Consider the following 18,679-nt stretch of genomic DNA (forward strand, 5'->3'; position numbering starts at 1 on the left):
CGTCACTCCCGCTCCAGCACGAACTCCAGCTCCCCGGCATCCCCCAGCGGCACCGTCACCCCGCTCGGCAGGAACCCCACCCGCCGGTAGAACCGCTGCGCCCGCCCGTTCTCCTCGTGCACGAAGAGCCGCACCCGCTCAAGACCCCGCCCCCACGACCACTCCAGGGCCGCGTCGAACAGCACCTCGGTCAGCCCGCTCCCGCGCTCCTCGGGCCGTACGAACACGCCGACCACATGCCCCTGCTTCCGCTCCACCGGAAACCCGGCCCAGTCCGTCGTCCCGGGCTCCTCCACGAGCACGGTCAGCGTCGCCACCCACCGCCCGTCCGGCCCTTCGGCGATGATCTGCTGCGCCTTGTCCGCCCCTTCGGCGGCCCTCGCGGTCCGCTCCTGCCAGTACACCTCCGGCCGGGCCGCCGCCTCCTCGTACGTCTCCAGGAAGGCCAGGTGCGCCACCGGATCCCGCAGCGCCGCGAGCCGCAGCTCCTTCACCGCAGGCCACTCATCAGCACGGACGGACCGGATCACATAGCTCATGCCGCCACGGTAGTACCCGGGTACGACACCCCTCACCCCGATTACCCCGCCGGTCCGACGCCCGCCGCCCCAGCACGCACGAGCATCGAACCATGCTGACGGCACACGAACTCACCAAACGCTACGGCGACCGGACGGTCGTCACGGACCTGTCCTTCACCGTCCACCCCGGCACCGTCACCGGCTTCCTCGGCCCGAACGGCGCCGGCAAGTCCACGACCATGCGGATGCTCCTCGGCCTCGACACCCCCACCCGCGGCCACGCCACCGTGGGCGGACGCTCCTACGCCGCCCACCCCGCGCCCCTCACCGAGGTCGGCGCCCTGCTGGAAGCCCGCTCGGTCCACCCCGGCCGCACGGCCTACCACCACCTGCTCGCCCTCGCCCACACCCACGGCATCCCCCGCGCCCGGGTGGAGCACGTTCTCGGCCTCACCGGCCTGACCGACGTCGCGCACCGCCGCGTCAAGGGCTTCTCCCTCGGCATGGGGCAGCGCCTGGGCATCGCCGCCGCCCTCCTCGGCGACCCGGCCACGCTCATCCTCGACGAGCCGGTCAACGGCCTCGACCCGGAGGGCGTCCTGTGGATCCGCAACCTGCTCAAGTCCCTCGCCGCGGACGGCCGTACGGTCCTCGTCTCCTCCCACCTGATGAGCGAGATGGCCCTCACCGCCGAGCACCTCGTCATCATCGGCCGCGGCCGGCTCCTCGCCGACACCACGGTCACCGACTTCGTCCGCGACTCCGGCGCGGGCACCACCAAGGTCGTCACCCCGGAGGCCACCGCCCTCGCAGACCTCCTGACCGCCCCCGGCGTCGACATCACCACCGACACCCCCGGAACCCTCCACATCCGCGGCACGGACGCCCAGCACATCGGCCGCACCGCAGCCGCCCACGGCATCCCCCTCCACGAACTGACCCCGGGCGCCGCCTCCCTGGAGGAGGCCTTCATGGACCTCACCCGCGACGCGCTGGAGTACCCGGCGACCCTCGAAGGAGCAGCGGCATGACCACGGCGACCCTCCCCTACCGCGTGACCCCCGTCCGCGTCCTGCGCTCCGAATGGCACAAGCTCTGGACCCTGCGCTCCACCTGGATCACCCTCGCCGTCACGAGCCTCCTGACCGCAGCGATGGGCGCGGGCCTCGGCGCCGCCTACGACGGTTCCGGCGAAGGCGGCATGGACCCCGTCATGTTCGCCCTGCTCGGCACCCAGTTCGCCACGATCAACCTCGGCGTACTGGGCATCCTGGCCACCGCCGGCGAGTACTCCACCGGCCAGATCCGCGCCACGATGACCGCGGTCCCCCGCCGCCTGCCTGTCCTGTGGTCCAAGGCCGCCGTCCTGGCCGCGGTCGTCCTCCCCCTCACCCTGGCGACGAACCTCCTCACCTTCCCCCTGGCCCAGTCCTTCCTCAACGGCACCGACCTCTCCGCCTCCCTCGGCGACCCGGGCGTCCTGCGCGCCCTCGCGGGCAACGCGGCCGGCCTCACCCTCCTCGCCGTTCTCGCCCTCGGCATCGGCGCCCTGCTCCGCTCGGTCCCCATGGCCATCGGCGCCTTCATCGGCCTCGTGATGATCCTCCCGGAGGTCCTGGCCATGCTCCCGTACGCCTTCGTCGACGACGCCGTCCGCCACTTCCCCGGCAAGGCCCTGGAAGCCCTCACCACGGCCCAGCCCCAGCCCGGAGCCGCCTCCCCCGGTGCCTCCCTGCTGGCCATGCTCCTGTGGACGGCGACCGTGCTCACGGTGGCCGCGGTGGTCCTGCGCCGCAAAGACGTATGACGCCCGGCGGCGGATCCCGCACGATGGACCCCGTGACGGAAGACCGGGCGCCGGAGCCCCTCACCGAATACGCCCAGCGCCTCACCCACAAGGTGCGCGCCTTCGACCGACGCCACCCGCTGCTGTGGGACCTCCACTTCACCGGCTTCTGGGTCACCGCCGCCCTGATCGACTACGCGGGCGGCGGCTGGCGCTACAACGCCCATCACCTCGACGTCCCCGGCTGGCTCCTCCTGGCCCTGAGCCTCGGCCTGTCGGCCCCGCTCCTGTGGCGCCGCACCCATCCCGGTACGGTCCTGGCCGCCATGGCGCCCTTCGCCTTCGTCAACGCCTGGACCGGCGCCGCACTCCAGGCAGCCCTGCTCCAACTGGTCCTCGTCTACCACCTGGCCCTGCGCCGCCCGCTGCGCAACCTGTGGTGGGCGACGGCCCTGGTGATCGCCCCGGTCCTCGTGTCGGCCCTCCGCCACGGCGAGGGCACCTGGGACCAGCAGATCGGCTCACACCTGATGTCCATCACCGTGGCCGTCCTCATCGGTGCCACGGTCCGCACCCGCCGCGACTACACCGAGGCCCTGGAGGACCGCGCCCGCCGGCTGGAGACCGAACGCGACCAGCAGGCCCAGCTCGCCGCCGCCGCCGAACGCGCCCGCATCGCCCGCGAGATGCACGACATCATCGGCCACAACCTCTCCGTCATCACCGGCCTCGCCGACGGCGGCCGGTACGCGGCCGCCAAGTCCCCCGAGCGCGCGGCCCAGGCCCTCGACGCCATCGCCACCACCAGCCGCCAGGCCCTCACCGAACTCCGCCGCCTCCTCGACGTCCTGCGCGAGGAAGAGCGGCAACAGGCCGACCTGGCCCCCCAGCCGGGCCTCGCCGACCTCGACCGGCTCCTCGACGGCGTACGCTCCGCCGGCCTCCCCGTCAGCACCACCACCCACGGCGAACCCACCCTCCCCCCGGGCCGCCAACTCACCGTCTACCGCGTCATCCAGGAAGCCCTCACCAACACCCTCAAACACGGCGGCCCCCACGCCACCGCGGAGATAGAGCTCTCCTACGAGGAGAAGTCCGCCGTCACCGTCACGATCACCGACACCGGCAACGGCAGCCGCACCGCCGGGACCTCCCGGGACGGACGCGGTCTACCCGGAATGCGCGAGCGAACGGCCCTGTACGGCGGCACACTTGAGGCCGGCCCCCGCCCCCACCCGGAGCGGGGCTGGCGTGTCCGCCTGTCTCTTCCGGAGGAGTCCCCGCAGTGACCACGGTCCTCATCGCCGACGACCAGCCCCTTCAGCGCTTCGGCTCCCGCATGCTGCTGGAGAGCCAGGACGACATGACGGTCGTGGGCGAGGCGGCGAACGGCAGCGAGGCGGTCCGCCTGGCGGCCGAGCTCCATCCCGACGTCGTCCTCATGGACATCCGCATGCCCGGCCTCGACGGGATCGAGGCGACCCGCCGCATCACCGCCGCCGGCGACCGCACCCGCATCCTGATCGTCACCACCTTCGACCTGGACGAGTACGCCTACGCCGGACTCCGCGCAGGCGCCTCCGGCTTCCTCGTCAAGGACGCCCAGCCCGAGGAACTCCTCGCCGGCATCCGCGCGGTGGCCACGGGAGACGCGGTGGTCGCCCCCAGCCTGACCCGCCGCCTCCTGGACGCCTACGTCCATCACCTGCCGGCCGGTCCCTCGTCGGAAGCCCTGCCCCAGGACGATCCGCGTCTCGCTTCCCTGACGGACCGGGAACGCGAAATCCTCACGGTCATCGGCAAGGGCTGGACCAACACGGAGATAGCCACGCGTCTCCACCTGGCCGAGTCGACGGTGAAGACCCATGTGGGCCGTATTCTCGCCAAGACCGGATCCCGCGACCGCATTCAGGCGGTCATCCTGGCGTACGACACCAAGCTGGTCCAGTCGTCCTGAAACGCAGAAAACCCCCGCATCCGAAGATGCGGGGGTTTCCCAAAGAATTGTTCGGCGGCGTCCTACTCTCCCACAGGGTCCCCCCTGCAGTACCATCGGCGCTGTAAGGCTTAGCTTCCGGGTTCGGAATGTAACCGGGCGTTTCCCCTACGCTATAACCACCGAAACACTATGAAACTGTCGAACCATGCCACACCATACCGTGACCATGGCATGGGGCTGTTCGTGGTTTCAGAACCAACACAGTGGACGCGAGCAACTGAGGACAAGCCCTCGGCCTATTAGTACCGGTCAACTCCACACGTTACCGTGCTTCCATATCCGGCCTATCAACCCAGTCGTCTACTGGGAGCCTTACCCTCTCAAGGAGGTGGGAATACTCATCTCGAAGCAGGCTTCCCGCTTAGATGCTTTCAGCGGTTATCCCTCCCGAACGTAGCCAACCAGCCATGCCCTTGGCAGGACAACTGGCACACCAGAGGTTCGTCCGTCCCGGTCCTCTCGTACTAGGGACAGCCCTTCTCAATATTCCTACGCGCACAGCGGATAGGGACCGAACTGTCTCACGACGTTCTAAACCCAGCTCGCGTACCGCTTTAATGGGCGAACAGCCCAACCCTTGGGACCGACTCCAGCCCCAGGATGCGACGAGCCGACATCGAGGTGCCAAACCATCCCGTCGATATGGACTCTTGGGGAAGATCAGCCTGTTATCCCCGGGGTACCTTTTATCCGTTGAGCGACGGCGCTTCCACAAGCCACCGCCGGATCACTAGTCCCGACTTTCGTCCCTGCTCGACCCGTCGGTCTCACAGTCAAGCTCCCTTGTGCACTTACACTCAACACCTGATTGCCAACCAGGCTGAGGGAACCTTTGGGCGCCTCCGTTACTCTTTAGGAGGCAACCGCCCCAGTTAAACTACCCATCAGACACTGTCCCTGATCCGGATCACGGACCCAGGTTAGACATCCAGCACGACCAGACTGGTATTTCAACGACGACTCCCCCTGAACTGGCGTCCAGAGTTCACAGTCTCCCAGCTATCCTACACAAGCCGAACCGAACACCAATATCAAACTGTAGTAAAGGTCCCGGGGTCTTTCCGTCCTGCTGCGCGAAACGAGCATCTTTACTCGTAGTGCAATTTCACCGGGCCTATGGTTGAGACAGTCGAGAAGTCGTTACGCCATTCGTGCAGGTCGGAACTTACCCGACAAGGAATTTCGCTACCTTAGGATGGTTATAGTTACCACCGCCGTTTACTGGCGCTTAAGTTCTCAGCTTCGCCCAGACGAATCTGAGCTAACCGGTCCCCTTAACGTTCCAGCACCGGGCAGGCGTCAGTCCGTATACATCGCCTTACGGCTTCGCACGGACCTGTGTTTTTAGTAAACAGTCGCTTCTCGCTGGTCTCTGCGGCCACCCCCAGCTCACCGTGTAAAACGGATCACCAGACGTGGCCCCCCTTCTCCCGAAGTTACGGGGGCATTTTGCCGAGTTCCTTAACCATAGTTCACCCGAACGCCTCGGTATTCTCTACCTGACCACCTGAGTCGGTTTAGGGTACGGGCCGCCATGAAACTCGCTAGAGGCTTTTCTCGACAGCATAGGATCATCCACTTCACCACAATCGGCTCGGCATCAGGTCTCAGCCTCATGTGATCCGGATTTACCTGGATCACGGCCTACACCCTTACCCCGGGACAACCACCGCCCGGGATGGACTACCTTCCTGCGTCACCCCATCACTCACCTACTAACCGCTTGGTTCAGCGGCTCCACCACTCCCCTTTGCCCGAAGGCTCCAGGGCGGCTTCACGGCCTTAGCATCACGATGCTCGATGTTTGACGCTTCACAGCGGGTACCGGAATATCAACCGGTTATCCATCGACTACGCCTGTCGGCCTCGCCTTAGGTCCCGACTTACCCTGGGCAGATCAGCTTGACCCAGGAACCCTTAGTCAATCGGCGCACACGTTTCTCACGTGTGTATCGCTACTCATGCCTGCATTCTCACTCGTGAACCGTCCACAACTACCTTCCGGTGCTGCTTCACCCGGCACACGACGCTCCCCTACCCATCCACACAGGCGTTGGCCCTATTGTGTGAATGACACGACTTCGGCGGTACGCTTGAGCCCCGCTACATTGTCGGCGCGGAATCACTAGACCAGTGAGCTATTACGCACTCTTTCAAGGGTGGCTGCTTCTAAGCCAACCTCCTGGTTGTCTCTGCGACTCCACATCCTTTCCCACTTAGCGTACGCTTAGGGGCCTTAGTCGATGCTCTGGGCTGTTTCCCTCTCGACCATGGAGCTTATCCCCCACAGTCTCACTGCCGCGCTCTCACTTACCGGCATTCGGAGTTTGGCTAAGGTCAGTAACCCGGTAGGGCCCATCGCCTATCCAGTGCTCTACCTCCGGCAAGAAACACACGACGCTGCACCTAAATGCATTTCGGGGAGAACCAGCTATCACGGAGTTTGATTGGCCTTTCACCCCTAACCACAGGTCATCCCCCAGGTTTTCAACCCTGGTGGGTTCGGTCCTCCACGAAGTCTTACCTCCGCTTCAACCTGCCCATGGCTAGATCACTCCGCTTCGGGTCTTGAGCGTGCTACTGAAACGCCCTATTCGGACTCGCTTTCGCTACGGCTTCCCCACACGGGTTAACCTCGCAACACACCGCAAACTCGCAGGCTCATTCTTCAAAAGGCACGCAGTCACGAGATGGAAGCAAGCTTCCATCCGACGCTCCCACGGCTTGTAGGCACACGGTTTCAGGTACTATTTCACTCCGCTCCCGCGGTACTTTTCACCATTCCCTCACGGTACTATCCGCTATCGGTCACCAGGGAATATTTAGGCTTAGCGGGTGGTCCCGCCAGATTCACACGGGATTTCTCGGGCCCCGTGCTACTTGGGTGTCTCTCAAACGAGCCGCTGATGTTTCGACTACGGGGGTCTTACCCTCTACGCCGGACCTTTCGCATGTCCTTCGCCTACATCAACGGTTTCTGACTCGTCCTGTTGCCGGCAGACAACAGAAGAGAGATCCCACAACCCCGCATACGCAACCCCTGCCGGGTCTCACACGTATACGGTTTAGCCTCATCCGGTTTCGCTCGCCACTACTCCCGGAATCACGGTTGTTTTCTCTTCCTGCGGGTACTGAGATGTTTCACTTCCCCGCGTTCCCTCCACACTGCCTATGTGTTCAGCAGCGGGTGACAGCCCATGACGACTGCCGGGTTTCCCCATTCGGAAACCCCCGGATCAAAGCCTGGTTGACGGCTCCCCGGGGACTATCGTGGCCTCCCACGTCCTTCATCGGTTCCTGGTGCCAAGGCATCCACCGTGCGCCCTTAAAAACTTGGCCACAGATGCTCGCGTCCACTGTGCAGTTCTCAAACAACGACCAGCCACCCATCACCCCGCCCTCACAGGCGAGTTCACTGGGGCCGGCGACTGAGGAAGTTCATTCCCTCAGACACCCAACAGCGTGCCCGGCCAAGTCCCGTCCGGAGATCGTGCGTTCCACGCTCTTGCGAGCAGTACTAGCAGCCTCCGACCCGAGGTCCTGACCGAATAGTCAACGTTCCACCCATGAGCAACCAGCATCAGACATTCGCCGATGTACTGGCCTCTGACCTCACCCCGAAGGGATCGGTAAGAAGTGCTCCTTAGAAAGGAGGTGATCCAGCCGCACCTTCCGGTACGGCTACCTTGTTACGACTTCGTCCCAATCGCCAGTCCCACCTTCGACAGCTCCCTCCCACAAGGGGTTGGGCCACCGGCTTCGGGTGTTACCGACTTTCGTGACGTGACGGGCGGTGTGTACAAGGCCCGGGAACGTATTCACCGCAGCAATGCTGATCTGCGATTACTAGCAACTCCGACTTCATGGGGTCGAGTTGCAGACCCCAATCCGAACTGAGACCGGCTTTTTGAGATTCGCTCCACCTCGCGGTATCGCAGCTCATTGTACCGGCCATTGTAGCACGTGTGCAGCCCAAGACATAAGGGGCATGATGACTTGACGTCGTCCCCACCTTCCTCCGAGTTGACCCCGGCGGTCTCCTGTGAGTCCCCATCACCCCGAAGGGCATGCTGGCAACACAGAACAAGGGTTGCGCTCGTTGCGGGACTTAACCCAACATCTCACGACACGAGCTGACGACAGCCATGCACCACCTGTACACCGACCACAAGGGGGGCACTATCTCTAATGCTTTCCGGTGTATGTCAAGCCTTGGTAAGGTTCTTCGCGTTGCGTCGAATTAAGCCACATGCTCCGCTGCTTGTGCGGGCCCCCGTCAATTCCTTTGAGTTTTAGCCTTGCGGCCGTACTCCCCAGGCGGGGAACTTAATGCGTTAGCTGCGGCACCGACGACGTGGAATGTCGCCAACACCTAGTTCCCACCGTTTACGGCGTGGACTACCAGGGTATCTAATCCTGTTCGCTCCCCACGCTTTCGCTCCTCAGCGTCAGTAATGGCCCAGAGATCCGCCTTCGCCACCGGTGTTCCTCCTGATATCTGCGCATTTCACCGCTACACCAGGAATTCCGATCTCCCCTACCACACTCTAGCTAGCCCGTATCGAATGCAGACCCGGGGTTAAGCCCCGGGCTTTCACACCCGACGTGACAAGCCGCCTACGAGCTCTTTACGCCCAATAATTCCGGACAACGCTCGCGCCCTACGTATTACCGCGGCTGCTGGCACGTAGTTAGCCGGCGCTTCTTCTGCAGGTACCGTCACTTTCGCTTCTTCCCTGCTGAAAGAGGTTTACAACCCGAAGGCCGTCATCCCTCACGCGGCGTCGCTGCATCAGGCTTTCGCCCATTGTGCAATATTCCCCACTGCTGCCTCCCGTAGGAGTCTGGGCCGTGTCTCAGTCCCAGTGTGGCCGGTCGCCCTCTCAGGCCGGCTACCCGTCGTCGCCTTGGTGAGCCATTACCTCACCAACAAGCTGATAGGCCGCGGGCTCATCCTTCACCGCCGGAGCTTTTAACCTCCACCCAGGAGGATGGAAGTGTTATCCGGTATTAGACCCCGTTTCCAGGGCTTGTCCCAGAGTGAAGGGCAGATTGCCCACGTGTTACTCACCCGTTCGCCACTAATCCCCACCGAAGTGGTTCATCGTTCGACTTGCATGTGTTAAGCACGCCGCCAGCGTTCGTCCTGAGCCAGGATCAAACTCTCCGTGAATGTTTTCCCGTAATCGGGATGAACACCACGAGAGCGGAACAGTCAGGCGGAATAGGCCCGACCGTTCACAGCGTCCTCGCTGTGTTTTCTTCAAAGGAACCTCGCCCCAGCCGTTATGGCCGGAGACGGGGTATCAACATATCTGGCGTTGACTTTTGGCACGCTGTTGAGTTCTCAAGGAACGGTCGCTTCCTTTGTACTCACCCTCTCGGGCTTTCCTCCGGGCGCTTCCCTTCGGTCTTGCGTTTCCGACTCTATCAGATCTTTCCGATCCGATTTCCTCGGTGCTTTCCAGGTTCCCGCTTCCGCGTTTCCCTTTCCGGCGGTTCCGACTCTATCAGATCCTTTCGGGCCTGATCCCCGGTCAGCGGGGGTTGTCTTTGCGGCTGTTGGGCCGTTCCGACGTCCCTAACCTTAGCGCGCCCTCTCGGTGATTCCCAAATCGAAGCCGTTCGGAGTCGATCAGATCATCGAGTCCCAATTCGAATTGAATTCGGGCACGCCGAAAACAACCCCGTGGGATGTCGAGCTGGTGGTTTGGGTGCCGCTGCTGCGGCGGAAGTGCTGTCGAAGAACCGTTACGGCTCTGCGGCAACCCGAAGAACTCTACGGATCCGGCATGTGGCTGTCAAGCGGCCCTGTCAAGATCTTTTCGGCCCGGGCGTCAGTCCAGGTCGGTGAGACGCCCGCCGGCATCCGGCTGCGCGTGCTCGACCCGGCGCAGCAGGCGCGTGAGCACTTCGCCCAGCGCCGTGCGCTCGTCGGGGGACAGGTCCTGGAGCAGGTCCTCCTCGAAGACCGACGCCAGGCGCATCGCCTCCAGCCATTTCTCTCGCCCCTCGGATGTCAGCTCCACGATGACTCGTACGCGGTTGGACTCGTCTCGCTCACGGGTCACCAGAGATTCGGCGACCATGCGGTCGATTCGGTGGGTCATCGCGGCCGGGGTGAGGCCGAGGCGCTTGGCGAGGTCGCTGGGGCCCAGGCGGTAGGGAGCTCCGGAGAGGACGAGGGCCTTGAGGACCTCCCACTCCGCGTTGCTGATACCGAGGGCCGAGGTCTGGCGGCCGTAGGCGACGTTCATGCGGCGGTTCAGGCGGGAGAGGGCCGAGACGATCTGCTCGACCTGAGGGTCGAGGTCCTGGAACTCGCGCTGGTACGCGGCGATCTGCTCTTCGAGGGTCGGCTCGCTGGGGCCGGCGGTGTCGCCCATGGGCGCAGTATCGCACGGTCCCTCTTTGCCTTGAAGTCCTTGGGTATGTACTCTTTAGCTTCGAACTTTAGCTTCGAAGTCTTCACTCCTAACTTGTGAGAGAGGTGAACGTGACCAGGGCGATGGGCGCAGCGATGCGCCGGATTCACGTGGGTAACGCACTCAGCGCGTTCGGGCTCGGCTTCACGGTCCCGTACCTGTACGTCTATGTGGCGCAGGTGCGAGGTCTGGGGGCCATGACGGCGGGTCTCGTACTCGCCGTCTTCGCCGTGGCCGCGCTGGTGGTGCTGCCGTTCGCCGGGCGGGCCATCGTCCGGCGGGGGCCGCTGCCGGTGTTGCTCGCCGCCCTGCTCACCGCCGCTCTGGGTGCGCTCAGTCTGGGGATCGCGAGCAGCGCGGCGGCCGTGCTGGTGTCGGCCTCCCTGCTGGGAGCGGGGCAGGCAGTGATGCAGCCGGCGCTCGCGACGATGATCGTGGACTGCTCGTCGGCAGACACGCGGTCGCGTGCCTTCGCCATGCAGTTCTTCCTGCAGAACCTCGGGCTCGGCGTCGGTGGTCTCATCGGCGGGCATCTGGTCGACACCACCAGCGCCGCCTCCTTCACTGTGCTCTTCGCGATCGAGGCGGCGATGTTCCTGCTGCTCGTCGTGGTGATGGTGACCGTGCGGATGCCGCGCGCGCCGCGGATCGAGGACGCTCCCAAGGCATTGGGCGGAGGCAGCTGGAAACAGCTGCTGGGCAACCGGGCCATGGTGCAGCTGTGCGTGCTGGGCTTCGTGCTGTTCTTCGCCTGCTACGGGCAGTTCGAGTCGGGGCTGAGTGCGTACGGGGTCGAGGCCGCCGGGATCTCGACGTCCGCGCTGGGGACCGCGCTGGCCGCCAACACTCTGGTGATCGTCATCGCGCAGTTCGCCGTGCTGCGTTTCGTGGAACGGCGCCGGCGGTCGCGGGTGATCGCCGCCGTCGGGCTGATCTGGGCCGTGGCGTGGGCCGTCGCCGGATACGCGGGGCTCGGGCACGGGAGCCAGGAGATGGCGACGGCCGCGTTCGTCTCGACGTACGCGCTGTTCGGGCTGGGTGAGGCGATGCTGTCGCCGACCGTGGCCCCGCTGGTGGCGGATCTCGCGCCGGAGGGGATGGCCGGGCAGTACAACTCCGCGTTCGCCCTGGTCAAGCAGCTTGCGCTGGCCGTCGGGCCGGCGGTGGGCGGGCCGCTGGGGGCCTCGCTGCACGCGCCGTACATCGTGGCGTTCCTGGTGTTCTCCCTGGGGATCACCGTCCTTGCCGTGCGGTTGGGGCGGCAGCTGACCGATGTGCAGGATCAGCCGTGGCTCGGGAAGAGCCGGGTCGTGGCGCGGGGTGGGGCGCCCGTTTCCGCGGACGTCTGATCCTCTGCTCGTTACGTCGTCTGGGTGCGCGGTAGCGCGAACTCGCACCAGACCGCCTTGCCGCCGCCCGGTGTGCGGCGGCAACCCCAGTTCGACGCGATCGTGGCGACGATGGCGATGCCCCGGCCCGATTCGTCGCCCGGTTCCGCACGGCGGCGTCTGGGGAGGTGGTCGTCGCCGTCGGTGACCTCGATGATCAGGCGTCTGTCCGTACGGCGCAGGCGCAGGCGCATCGGCGGGCTGCCGTGCTGGAGGGAGTTGGCGACCAGTTCGCTGGTGGCCAGGACGCCCAGGTCGTGCAGGTCGGCAGGGAAGCGCCAGCTGGTCAGGACGCCGGAAGCGAAGGCACGCGCGCGGGGGGCCGCTTCCACGCCGCCCAGGAGTTCCAGGGCGGCGTTGCGGAAGAGCTCGCTGTCCGGGCCGCTGCGCGCGGGGTGCTGGAGGACCAGGACGGCCACGTCGTCGTCGTGGTCGGGGGTCACTCCCGCGGAGCGGACCAGGCGGTCGCAGACGACCTGGGGGGTGCCGGTGGCGCCGGCCAGGGCGCGTTCCAGGGCGGCGATGCCCTCGTCCAGGTCCGCGTCGCGGCGCTCGACCAGGCCGTCCGTGTAGAGGACCGCCGTGGAGCCGGGGGCCAGTGGGATCGAGCCGGAGGTGTGCATCCAGCCGCCGGTGCCGAGCGGGGGGCCGGTGGGTTCTTCGGCGCGCAGGACCGTGCCGTTCTCGTCGCGGACGAGGATCGGGAGGTGGCCCGCCGAGGAGTAGATCAGCTTGCCCTCGTTCGGGTCGTGGATGGCGTACGCGCAGGTGGCGATCTGGTTGGCGTCGATCTCGGCCGCCAGGCCGTCCAGGAGCTGGAGGATTTCGTGCGGGGGAAGGTCGAGGCGGGCGTAGGCGCGGACCGCCGTGCGGAGCTGGCCCATGACCGCCGCGGCGCGGACGCCCCGGCCCATGACGTCGCCGATGACCAGGGCCGTGCGGCCGCCGCCCAGGGTGATGACGTCGTACCAGTCGCCGCCGACCGCGGCTTCGGTGCCGCCGGGGTGGTAGGTGGCGGCGATGCGCAGGTCGTCCGGCTGTTCGAGCTCCTGGGGGAGCAGGGAGCGCTGGAGGGTGACCGCCGTTTCGCGCTGGCGGCGTTCGCTGGCACGCAGGCGTTCGGCGGCTTCGGCGTGGTCGGTGACGTCGGTGGCGAAGACGAGGACGCCGCGGCCCTCGCTGCCGCCCTCGCCGTCGCCCTGGGCGACCGGGGTGCAGGTGAACGTGTAAGAGCGGCCGTCGGGGGCCTTGCGGGACTTGACCGTGCGCGGTTTGCCGCTGCGCTGGACCTGGTCCAGGAGGGGGAACAGGCCGAGGCCGTCCAGCTCGGGGAGGGCCTCGCGGGCGCGTTCGCCCAGGGGGCGTACGCCGAAGGCGGTCGTGTAGGCGTCGTTGACGTAGGCGATGCGGTGGTCGGGGCCGTGGACCAGGGCGACGAGGGACGGGACGCGGTCGAGGACCTCACGCACCCGCAGTTCGTCGACGGCGGGTACGGACGGCGACTCGTCGGTCAGTTGTTCGGCACGGGCGGCGGGTACGGAGCCTTCCCCCCGCCGGTCCGGGGAGGCCGTCTGCTCGGTCCGCGCTGCGGCGCGGCGCTGCGTTCCGGGGAGCCGGGCGCTCCAGCGCGTGAAGTTCACGAATCCTTGCCTCGTGTAGTGGTCGGCGGCCGGCACCGGAACCGGCCGGGGCCCCGGAGGGCCCGCACCGGGACGTGGGGTGGCACGCCCGCGGTGGTGGACCAGTCTGGCAGTGCGCGGACCGGACCGACATCCGTCAGACGCCGGGCCGGCCGGTGGAGTTCCTGGGTCCGGTCAGGACGACCCCTTCGGGTTGTGCGGGGGGTCCTGAGAAGGCTTTCCACCGGCCGCTAGTTCGAACTCCGCCCGGGGGTGTTCGAGTGAACCCAGGGAGACGATCTCCCGTTTGAACAGGCCGGCCAGGGCCCATTCGGCGAGCACGCGCGCCTTGCGGTTGAAGGTGGGCACGCGGCTGAGGTGGTAGGCGCGGTGCATGAACCAGGCGGGGTAGCCCTTGAGTCTGCGTCCGTAGACGTGGGCGACTCCCTTGTGCAGGCCCAGGGAGGCGACCGAACCGGCGTAGGCGTGTTCGTAGGTCTCCAGGGGTTCGCCGCGCAGAGAGTGCACGATGTTGTCGGCGAGGACCTTTGCCTGGCGGACGGCGTGCTGGGCGTTGGGGGCGCACGCGCGGCCCGGTTCTCCGGCCGTGACGTCGGGAACGGCGGCGGCGTCTCCCGCGGCCCACGCGTGCGTGGTGCCCTCGACCGACAGTTCCGGCGTGCAGGTGAGGCGTCCGCGGCCGTTGCGCGGCAGGTCGGTGGCGGCGAGCACCGGGTGGGGTTTCACGCCGGCCGTCCAGACGACCGTACGGGTGGGGAAGCGGGCGCCGTCGCTGAGGACGGCGACCCGGTCGGCGCAGGACTCCAGCCGGGTCTGCAGGCGGACGTCGATGTTGCGGCGGCGCAGTTCGGTGACGGTGTAGCGGCCCATCTCCTCGCCGACCTCGGGCAGGATGCGGTCCGAGGCCTCGACGAGGATCCACTTCATGTCGTCGGGCTGGACGTTGTGGTAGTAGCGCGCGGCGTAGCGGGCCATGTCCTCCAGTTCGCCGAGTGCCTCCACGCCCGCGAAGCCGCCGCCGACGAAGACGAAGGTGAGGGCGGCGTCGCGGATCGCGGGATCGCGGGTGGAGGAGGCGATGTCCATCTGCTCGATGACGTGGTTGCGCAGGCCGATGGCCTCCTCGACGGTCTTGAAGCCGATGCCGTGGTCCGCGAGGCCGGGGATCGGCAGGGTGCGCGAGACGGAGCCCGGGGCGAGGACGAGTTCGTCGTAGGGCAGCCGCTGTCCGCCCGTGCCCTCCTCGTCGGTGGCGAGGGTGGTGATGGTGGCGGTGCGTTTGGCGTGGTCGACGGCGGTGGCCTCGCCGATCAGGACCCGGCACCGGTCGAGGACGCGGCGCAGCGGCACGACGACGTGGCGGGGGGAGATGGCGCCCGCCGCGGCCTCGGGGAGGAACGGCTGATAGGTCATGTACGGGTCGGGGGTGACGACCGTGATCTCCACCTCGCCCCGGTCCAGTTCCCGTTTCAGTCTGCGCTGCAGGCGCAGGGCCGTGTACATCCCGACGTAGCCACCACCGACAACGAGAATGCGCGCACGTTCCTTCACCATCCCATGACGCACCCGACGCTTGAGTTTGTCCACAGCCTCGACGAATTGTGTGACCGGAGCGGGAGAGCGCGCGGAGTTGGCCGGAATCCGGACCTGCCGCGCATATGCGCAGGTCAGGAGGGGTGGTGCGAGGGGCGCGCGGGGGCACATTCAGGACGTATACGACCCGTACTCCGATCGGTGGGCGCTCCGTGCGGAACGTGCCCCTTCTGAATTGACTCCCTCTCAACTATGTTCGTGTGTCGACGGGGTGTAGGGGGATGTGCTCACCGGGTCCGCGACGGGCGGGCCCGCGGACCCGAGCCGTTCCCTGACCCCGGCATCGCATGGCGGGGAGTGTCTCCGGGGGGAGACGTCATTACCGGGGGAATTTTTATGCATGTTCAGGACTCTCATTGGTCGCCGGCGTCCGCGGTCGCGGCGGGTGGCATGACGATGAGCGCGGCGGGCAACGGACGCGACGTATCGCGGACGACGCCGCTGCGCGTGGATGCACAGCGCAATCTGGAGCACGTGCTGCGGGCGGCGCGCGAGGTCTTCGGCGAGCTGGGGTACGGCGCGCCGATGGAGGACGTGGCGCGGCGCGCGCGGGTCGGTGTGGGCACGGTGTACCGGCGGTTCCCGAGCAAGGACGTCCTGGTGCGGCGGATAGCCGAGGAGGAGACCTCCCGGCTGACCGACCAGGCGCGTGCGGCGCTCGGGCAGGAGGACGAGCCGTGGTCGGCGCTGTCGCGCTTCCTGCGGACGTCGGTGGCCTCCGGCGCCGGGCGGCTGCTGCCGCCGCAGGTGCTGCGGGTCTCGGTCGAGGACGGCGCCGGAGGCCCGCGCGTGCCGCAGCAGCGGACCCAGCCGGGCGGGACGGAGCTGCGGCTGGTGCCGGACCAGCCGGTCGCGGTCGCCGCGGTACCGGCGGTCGCGAGCGAGGACGACGCCGGGACATCGGCGCTGCTGGAGGTCGTGGGCCAGCTCGTGGACCGGGCGCGTGCGGCCGGTGAGCTGCGGGCGGACGTGTCGGTGTCGGACGTACTGCTGGTGATCGCCACGGCCGCGCCCTCACTGCCGGACGCCGCACAGCAGGCGGCCGCGTCGGCCCGGCTGCTGGACATCCTGCTGGAGGGGCTGCGCTCGCGGCCGGCGTGAGCCGCCCCTCAGGGCCATGAGGGGCGGGCCCTGAGGCAAGAGGGAAGCCTTCCCTGAATGAGTGACGGCCAGCACTGCCGTGCGGTAAGTCCCCACGGATGAGTGATGGTCCGAACTCCGGCGGTCTGACCAAATGCCAACATGGCACGCTGACCCGGTGGTCTGGACGGGTTGGGCGGCTGGCGGGGGCTTTCCGCGATGAGTGTTGACGGTCGGGACGAGTCGAGCGGCAGTGGGAGCGGCGACGCCTCGGCCGGCGACGAGGTCCCGCCGCAGGTGCCGAGCCAGGGCGGACGCGCGAGCGTGCCGCCCGGCGGGCACCCCGTGGACGGCTCGGTCCCGGCCCAGCGCGACCGGCGCGAGGACGGCGTCCTGCCGCCACCGCGCGAACTGCCGCTGTCCGACGCCGACCTCATCGACCGGATGCGCTCGGGCGACGACACGGCGTACGAGGAGCTGTACCGGCGCCATGCGCAAGCCGTGCGCCGGTACGCCCGCACCTGCTGCCGTGACGCCCACACCGCGGACGACCTGACCGCCGAGGTCTTCGCCCGCATGCTCCAGGCGGTACGCGGCGGCGCGGGCCCGACGCACGCCGTGCGCGCCTACCTGCTCACCTCCGTCCGGCGCGTGGCCGCCTCCTGGACGAGGTCGGCGCGGCGCGAGCAGCTCGTCGACGACTTCGCGGTGTTCGCCGCCCAGTCCGCACGCGGGCCCGACGTGTCCGACGACGACACGCTCGAACTGGGCGCGGACGTACGGGCGATGCACCACGCCGAACAGTCCATGGCCATGCGGGCCTTCCGGTCGCTGCCGGAGCGCTGGCAGGCCGTGCTGTGGCACACCGAGATCGAGGACGAGTCGCCCAGCGAGGTCGCCACGCTGTTCGGGCTGGACGCCAACGGCACCCGCGTGCTCGCCAGCCGGGCCCGCGAGGGCCTCAGACAGGCCTACCTCCAGGCCCACGTCAGCGCCACGCTCACCGGCGACGAGGAGTGCGCGCGCTATGCCGACCAGTTCGGCACCTACGCTCGCGGGCGGCTGCGCACCCGGGCCGAGCGGGGGCTGCGCAAGCACCTGGACGAGTGCGCGAAATGCCGACGGGCGGCCCTGCAGATCGAGGAAGTGGCCGGCGGCATCCCGGCCGTCGTGCCGGTCGCGGTCATCGGCTGGTTCGGGACCGCCGGGTACGCGAAGGCGGCCGGGCTCATCGCCGGGGGCGCGGGAGCAGCCGGTGCGGCGGGAGCGGCCGCGGCGACGGGTGGCTCGGCCGGCGGGGCGTCCGCGGGGGGCGGCGGTTCGGCCGGCGGGGCGACAGCGGGGGGCGGCGGTTCGGCCGGCGGGGGGGGTGCGGCGGCCTCCGAGGGGGTCGGCGCGCCGGTGAAGGCCGGTATCGCGGCCGGCGTGGTCGCCGTGGGTGCGGTGGCGGCGGTGGTGATGGCACTGGCCGGCAACGAGAAGCCGAAGGCGGAGGCCAAGGGCATCCCCTCATCCCCTCCTCCGCCGTCGTCGGTGGTGCGCCCGGGCGAGCCCACGCCCTCGCCGTCCTCCTCACGGCCCGGGCCGGGGCCCCGACCGCCGGGGATCATGCCCGCGCGCGCCCACACACCAGCGCCGGCACCGAGTTCCAGGACCAGCCCGAGTCCAGAACCGGACCCGGACCCGGACCCGGTCCCCACGCCGACCCGGGCACCCGCTTCACCGCCCGAGTCCCCGAGGCCGACACCGCCACCGGCTCCCACACCGACACCCACTCCCCCACCGCCTGCGCCCGCCCCGGCCGTCTACCAGTGGAGCGAGCTGTCGTACGACATCGACGGCGACGGCACGAAACCCGAGATGCGGATCGGTTCCAGCAGCTGGGTCTGGAAGCGGTCCGGCCTCTCGGTCGGGGCCCAGCGGTACGCGCACGGCGTCACCGTGCACGGCCGTTCGTCCGTCACCATCGACCTCAACCGCTCCTGTTCGTCGTACGACGCGCTCGTGGGGGTGGACGACATGACGCTGCGGCTCGGCAAGGTGTACTTCTCCGTCTACGCCGACGGGGTCCGGCTGTGGCGGTCGTCGCTGGTCGAGGGCGGTGACCCGGCCGTGCCCGTCCATGTGAACCTCGCCGGCCGCAGCACGGTCCGGCTGGTGGTGGAACCGCGCAGCGCCCTGGACAACCTGATGCCGGTGGACTGGGCGGAGTCCAGGTTCACCTGCGGCCGACCGCGCGGGTAGGGC

The 18,679-nt window shown here is 67.7% G+C and carries 11 protein-coding genes and 3 rRNA genes; 7 read left to right on the forward strand and 7 right to left on the reverse strand.

Features of this window, described 5'->3' with window-relative positions; translation table 11 throughout:
- Positions 1–2: 2 nt before the first annotated feature.
- On the reverse strand, positions 3–539 hold the full coding sequence (locus tag A4E84_RS18860) for a GNAT family N-acetyltransferase (RefSeq protein ID WP_062927714.1): 537 nt from the start codon (positions 537–539) through the stop codon (positions 3–5).
- A 92-nt stretch (positions 540–631) separates the two neighbouring features.
- Here A4E84_RS18860 and A4E84_RS18865 point away from each other — a divergent pair, with 92 nt between their 5' ends.
- The 4 genes from A4E84_RS18865 to A4E84_RS18880 are packed head-to-tail and all read left to right on the forward strand — an operon-like array spanning position 632 to position 4,264.
- The gene (locus tag A4E84_RS18865; protein WP_062927715.1) at positions 632–1,552 is read left to right on the forward strand and encodes an ATP-binding cassette domain-containing protein; all 921 of its coding nucleotides are present in this window, start codon (positions 632–634) and stop codon (positions 1,550–1,552) included.
- Complete coding sequence (locus tag A4E84_RS18870; RefSeq protein ID WP_062927716.1) at positions 1,549–2,328, forward strand: ABC-2 transporter permease; 780 nt, start codon at positions 1,549–1,551, stop codon at positions 2,326–2,328. Before A4E84_RS18865 ends, A4E84_RS18870 begins: the two co-directional genes overlap by 4 nt.
- Before the next feature lie 23 nt (positions 2,329–2,351).
- The gene (locus A4E84_RS18875; RefSeq protein WP_079129379.1) at positions 2,352–3,596 is read left to right on the forward strand and encodes a sensor histidine kinase; all 1,245 of its coding nucleotides are present in this window, start codon (positions 2,352–2,354) and stop codon (positions 3,594–3,596) included.
- Complete coding sequence (locus A4E84_RS18880) at positions 3,593–4,264, forward strand: response regulator (RefSeq protein ID WP_062927718.1); 672 nt, start codon at positions 3,593–3,595, stop codon at positions 4,262–4,264. The genes A4E84_RS18875 and A4E84_RS18880 overlap by 4 nt, the downstream gene beginning before the upstream one ends.
- Positions 4,265–4,313: 49 nt before the next feature.
- Here the strand turns inward: A4E84_RS18880 and rrf are convergent.
- The 4 genes from rrf to A4E84_RS45335 form a co-directional block, all read right to left on the reverse strand.
- A 5S ribosomal RNA gene (gene rrf, locus A4E84_RS18885) occupies positions 4,314–4,430 on the reverse strand.
- A 95-nt stretch (positions 4,431–4,525) separates the two neighbouring features.
- A 23S ribosomal RNA gene (locus A4E84_RS18890) occupies positions 4,526–7,645 on the reverse strand.
- Positions 7,646–7,953: 308 nt separating this feature from the next.
- A 16S ribosomal RNA gene (locus A4E84_RS18895) occupies positions 7,954–9,479 on the reverse strand.
- Together the 16S, 23S and 5S rRNA genes form the textbook arrangement of a ribosomal RNA operon.
- A 664-nt stretch (positions 9,480–10,143) precedes the next feature.
- Positions 10,144–10,692 carry a MarR family winged helix-turn-helix transcriptional regulator gene (locus A4E84_RS45335; RefSeq protein WP_033314308.1) on the reverse strand — a complete coding sequence of 183 codons (549 nt, stop codon included), beginning with the start codon at positions 10,690–10,692 and terminating at the stop codon, positions 10,144–10,146.
- 122 nt (positions 10,693–10,814) lie between these two features.
- On the opposite strand from A4E84_RS45335, the gene A4E84_RS18910 reads away from it, so the two are divergent.
- Complete coding sequence (locus A4E84_RS18910; RefSeq protein WP_062927719.1) at positions 10,815–12,080, forward strand: MFS transporter; 1,266 nt, start codon at positions 10,815–10,817, stop codon at positions 12,078–12,080.
- Between the two features lie 11 nt (positions 12,081–12,091).
- Here the strand turns inward: A4E84_RS18910 and A4E84_RS18915 are convergent, their stop codons facing one another.
- Complete coding sequence (locus tag A4E84_RS18915; protein WP_062927720.1) at positions 12,092–13,759, reverse strand: ATP-binding SpoIIE family protein phosphatase; 1,668 nt, start codon at positions 13,757–13,759, stop codon at positions 12,092–12,094.
- Between the two features lie 174 nt (positions 13,760–13,933).
- Positions 13,934–15,313, reverse strand: a complete 1,380-nt coding sequence (locus A4E84_RS18920) for an NAD(P)/FAD-dependent oxidoreductase (RefSeq protein WP_062927721.1) — start codon at positions 15,311–15,313, stop codon at positions 13,934–13,936.
- Between the two features lie 375 nt (positions 15,314–15,688).
- On the opposite strand from A4E84_RS18920, the gene A4E84_RS18925 reads away from it, so the two are divergent.
- A complete protein-coding gene (locus tag A4E84_RS18925) occupies positions 15,689–16,453 on the forward strand; it encodes a TetR/AcrR family transcriptional regulator (RefSeq protein WP_062927722.1) in 765 nt (254 codons plus the stop codon).
- A 198-nt stretch (positions 16,454–16,651) separates the two neighbouring features.
- The gene (locus A4E84_RS18930; protein WP_062927723.1) at positions 16,652–18,676 is read left to right on the forward strand and encodes a sigma-70 family RNA polymerase sigma factor; all 2,025 of its coding nucleotides are present in this window, start codon (positions 16,652–16,654) and stop codon (positions 18,674–18,676) included.
- The last annotated feature ends 3 nt before the right edge of the window (positions 18,677–18,679 follow it).

It is taken from the genome of Streptomyces qaidamensis (assembly GCF_001611795.1).
GTDB lineage: Bacteria > Actinomycetota > Actinomycetes > Streptomycetales > Streptomycetaceae > Streptomyces > Streptomyces qaidamensis.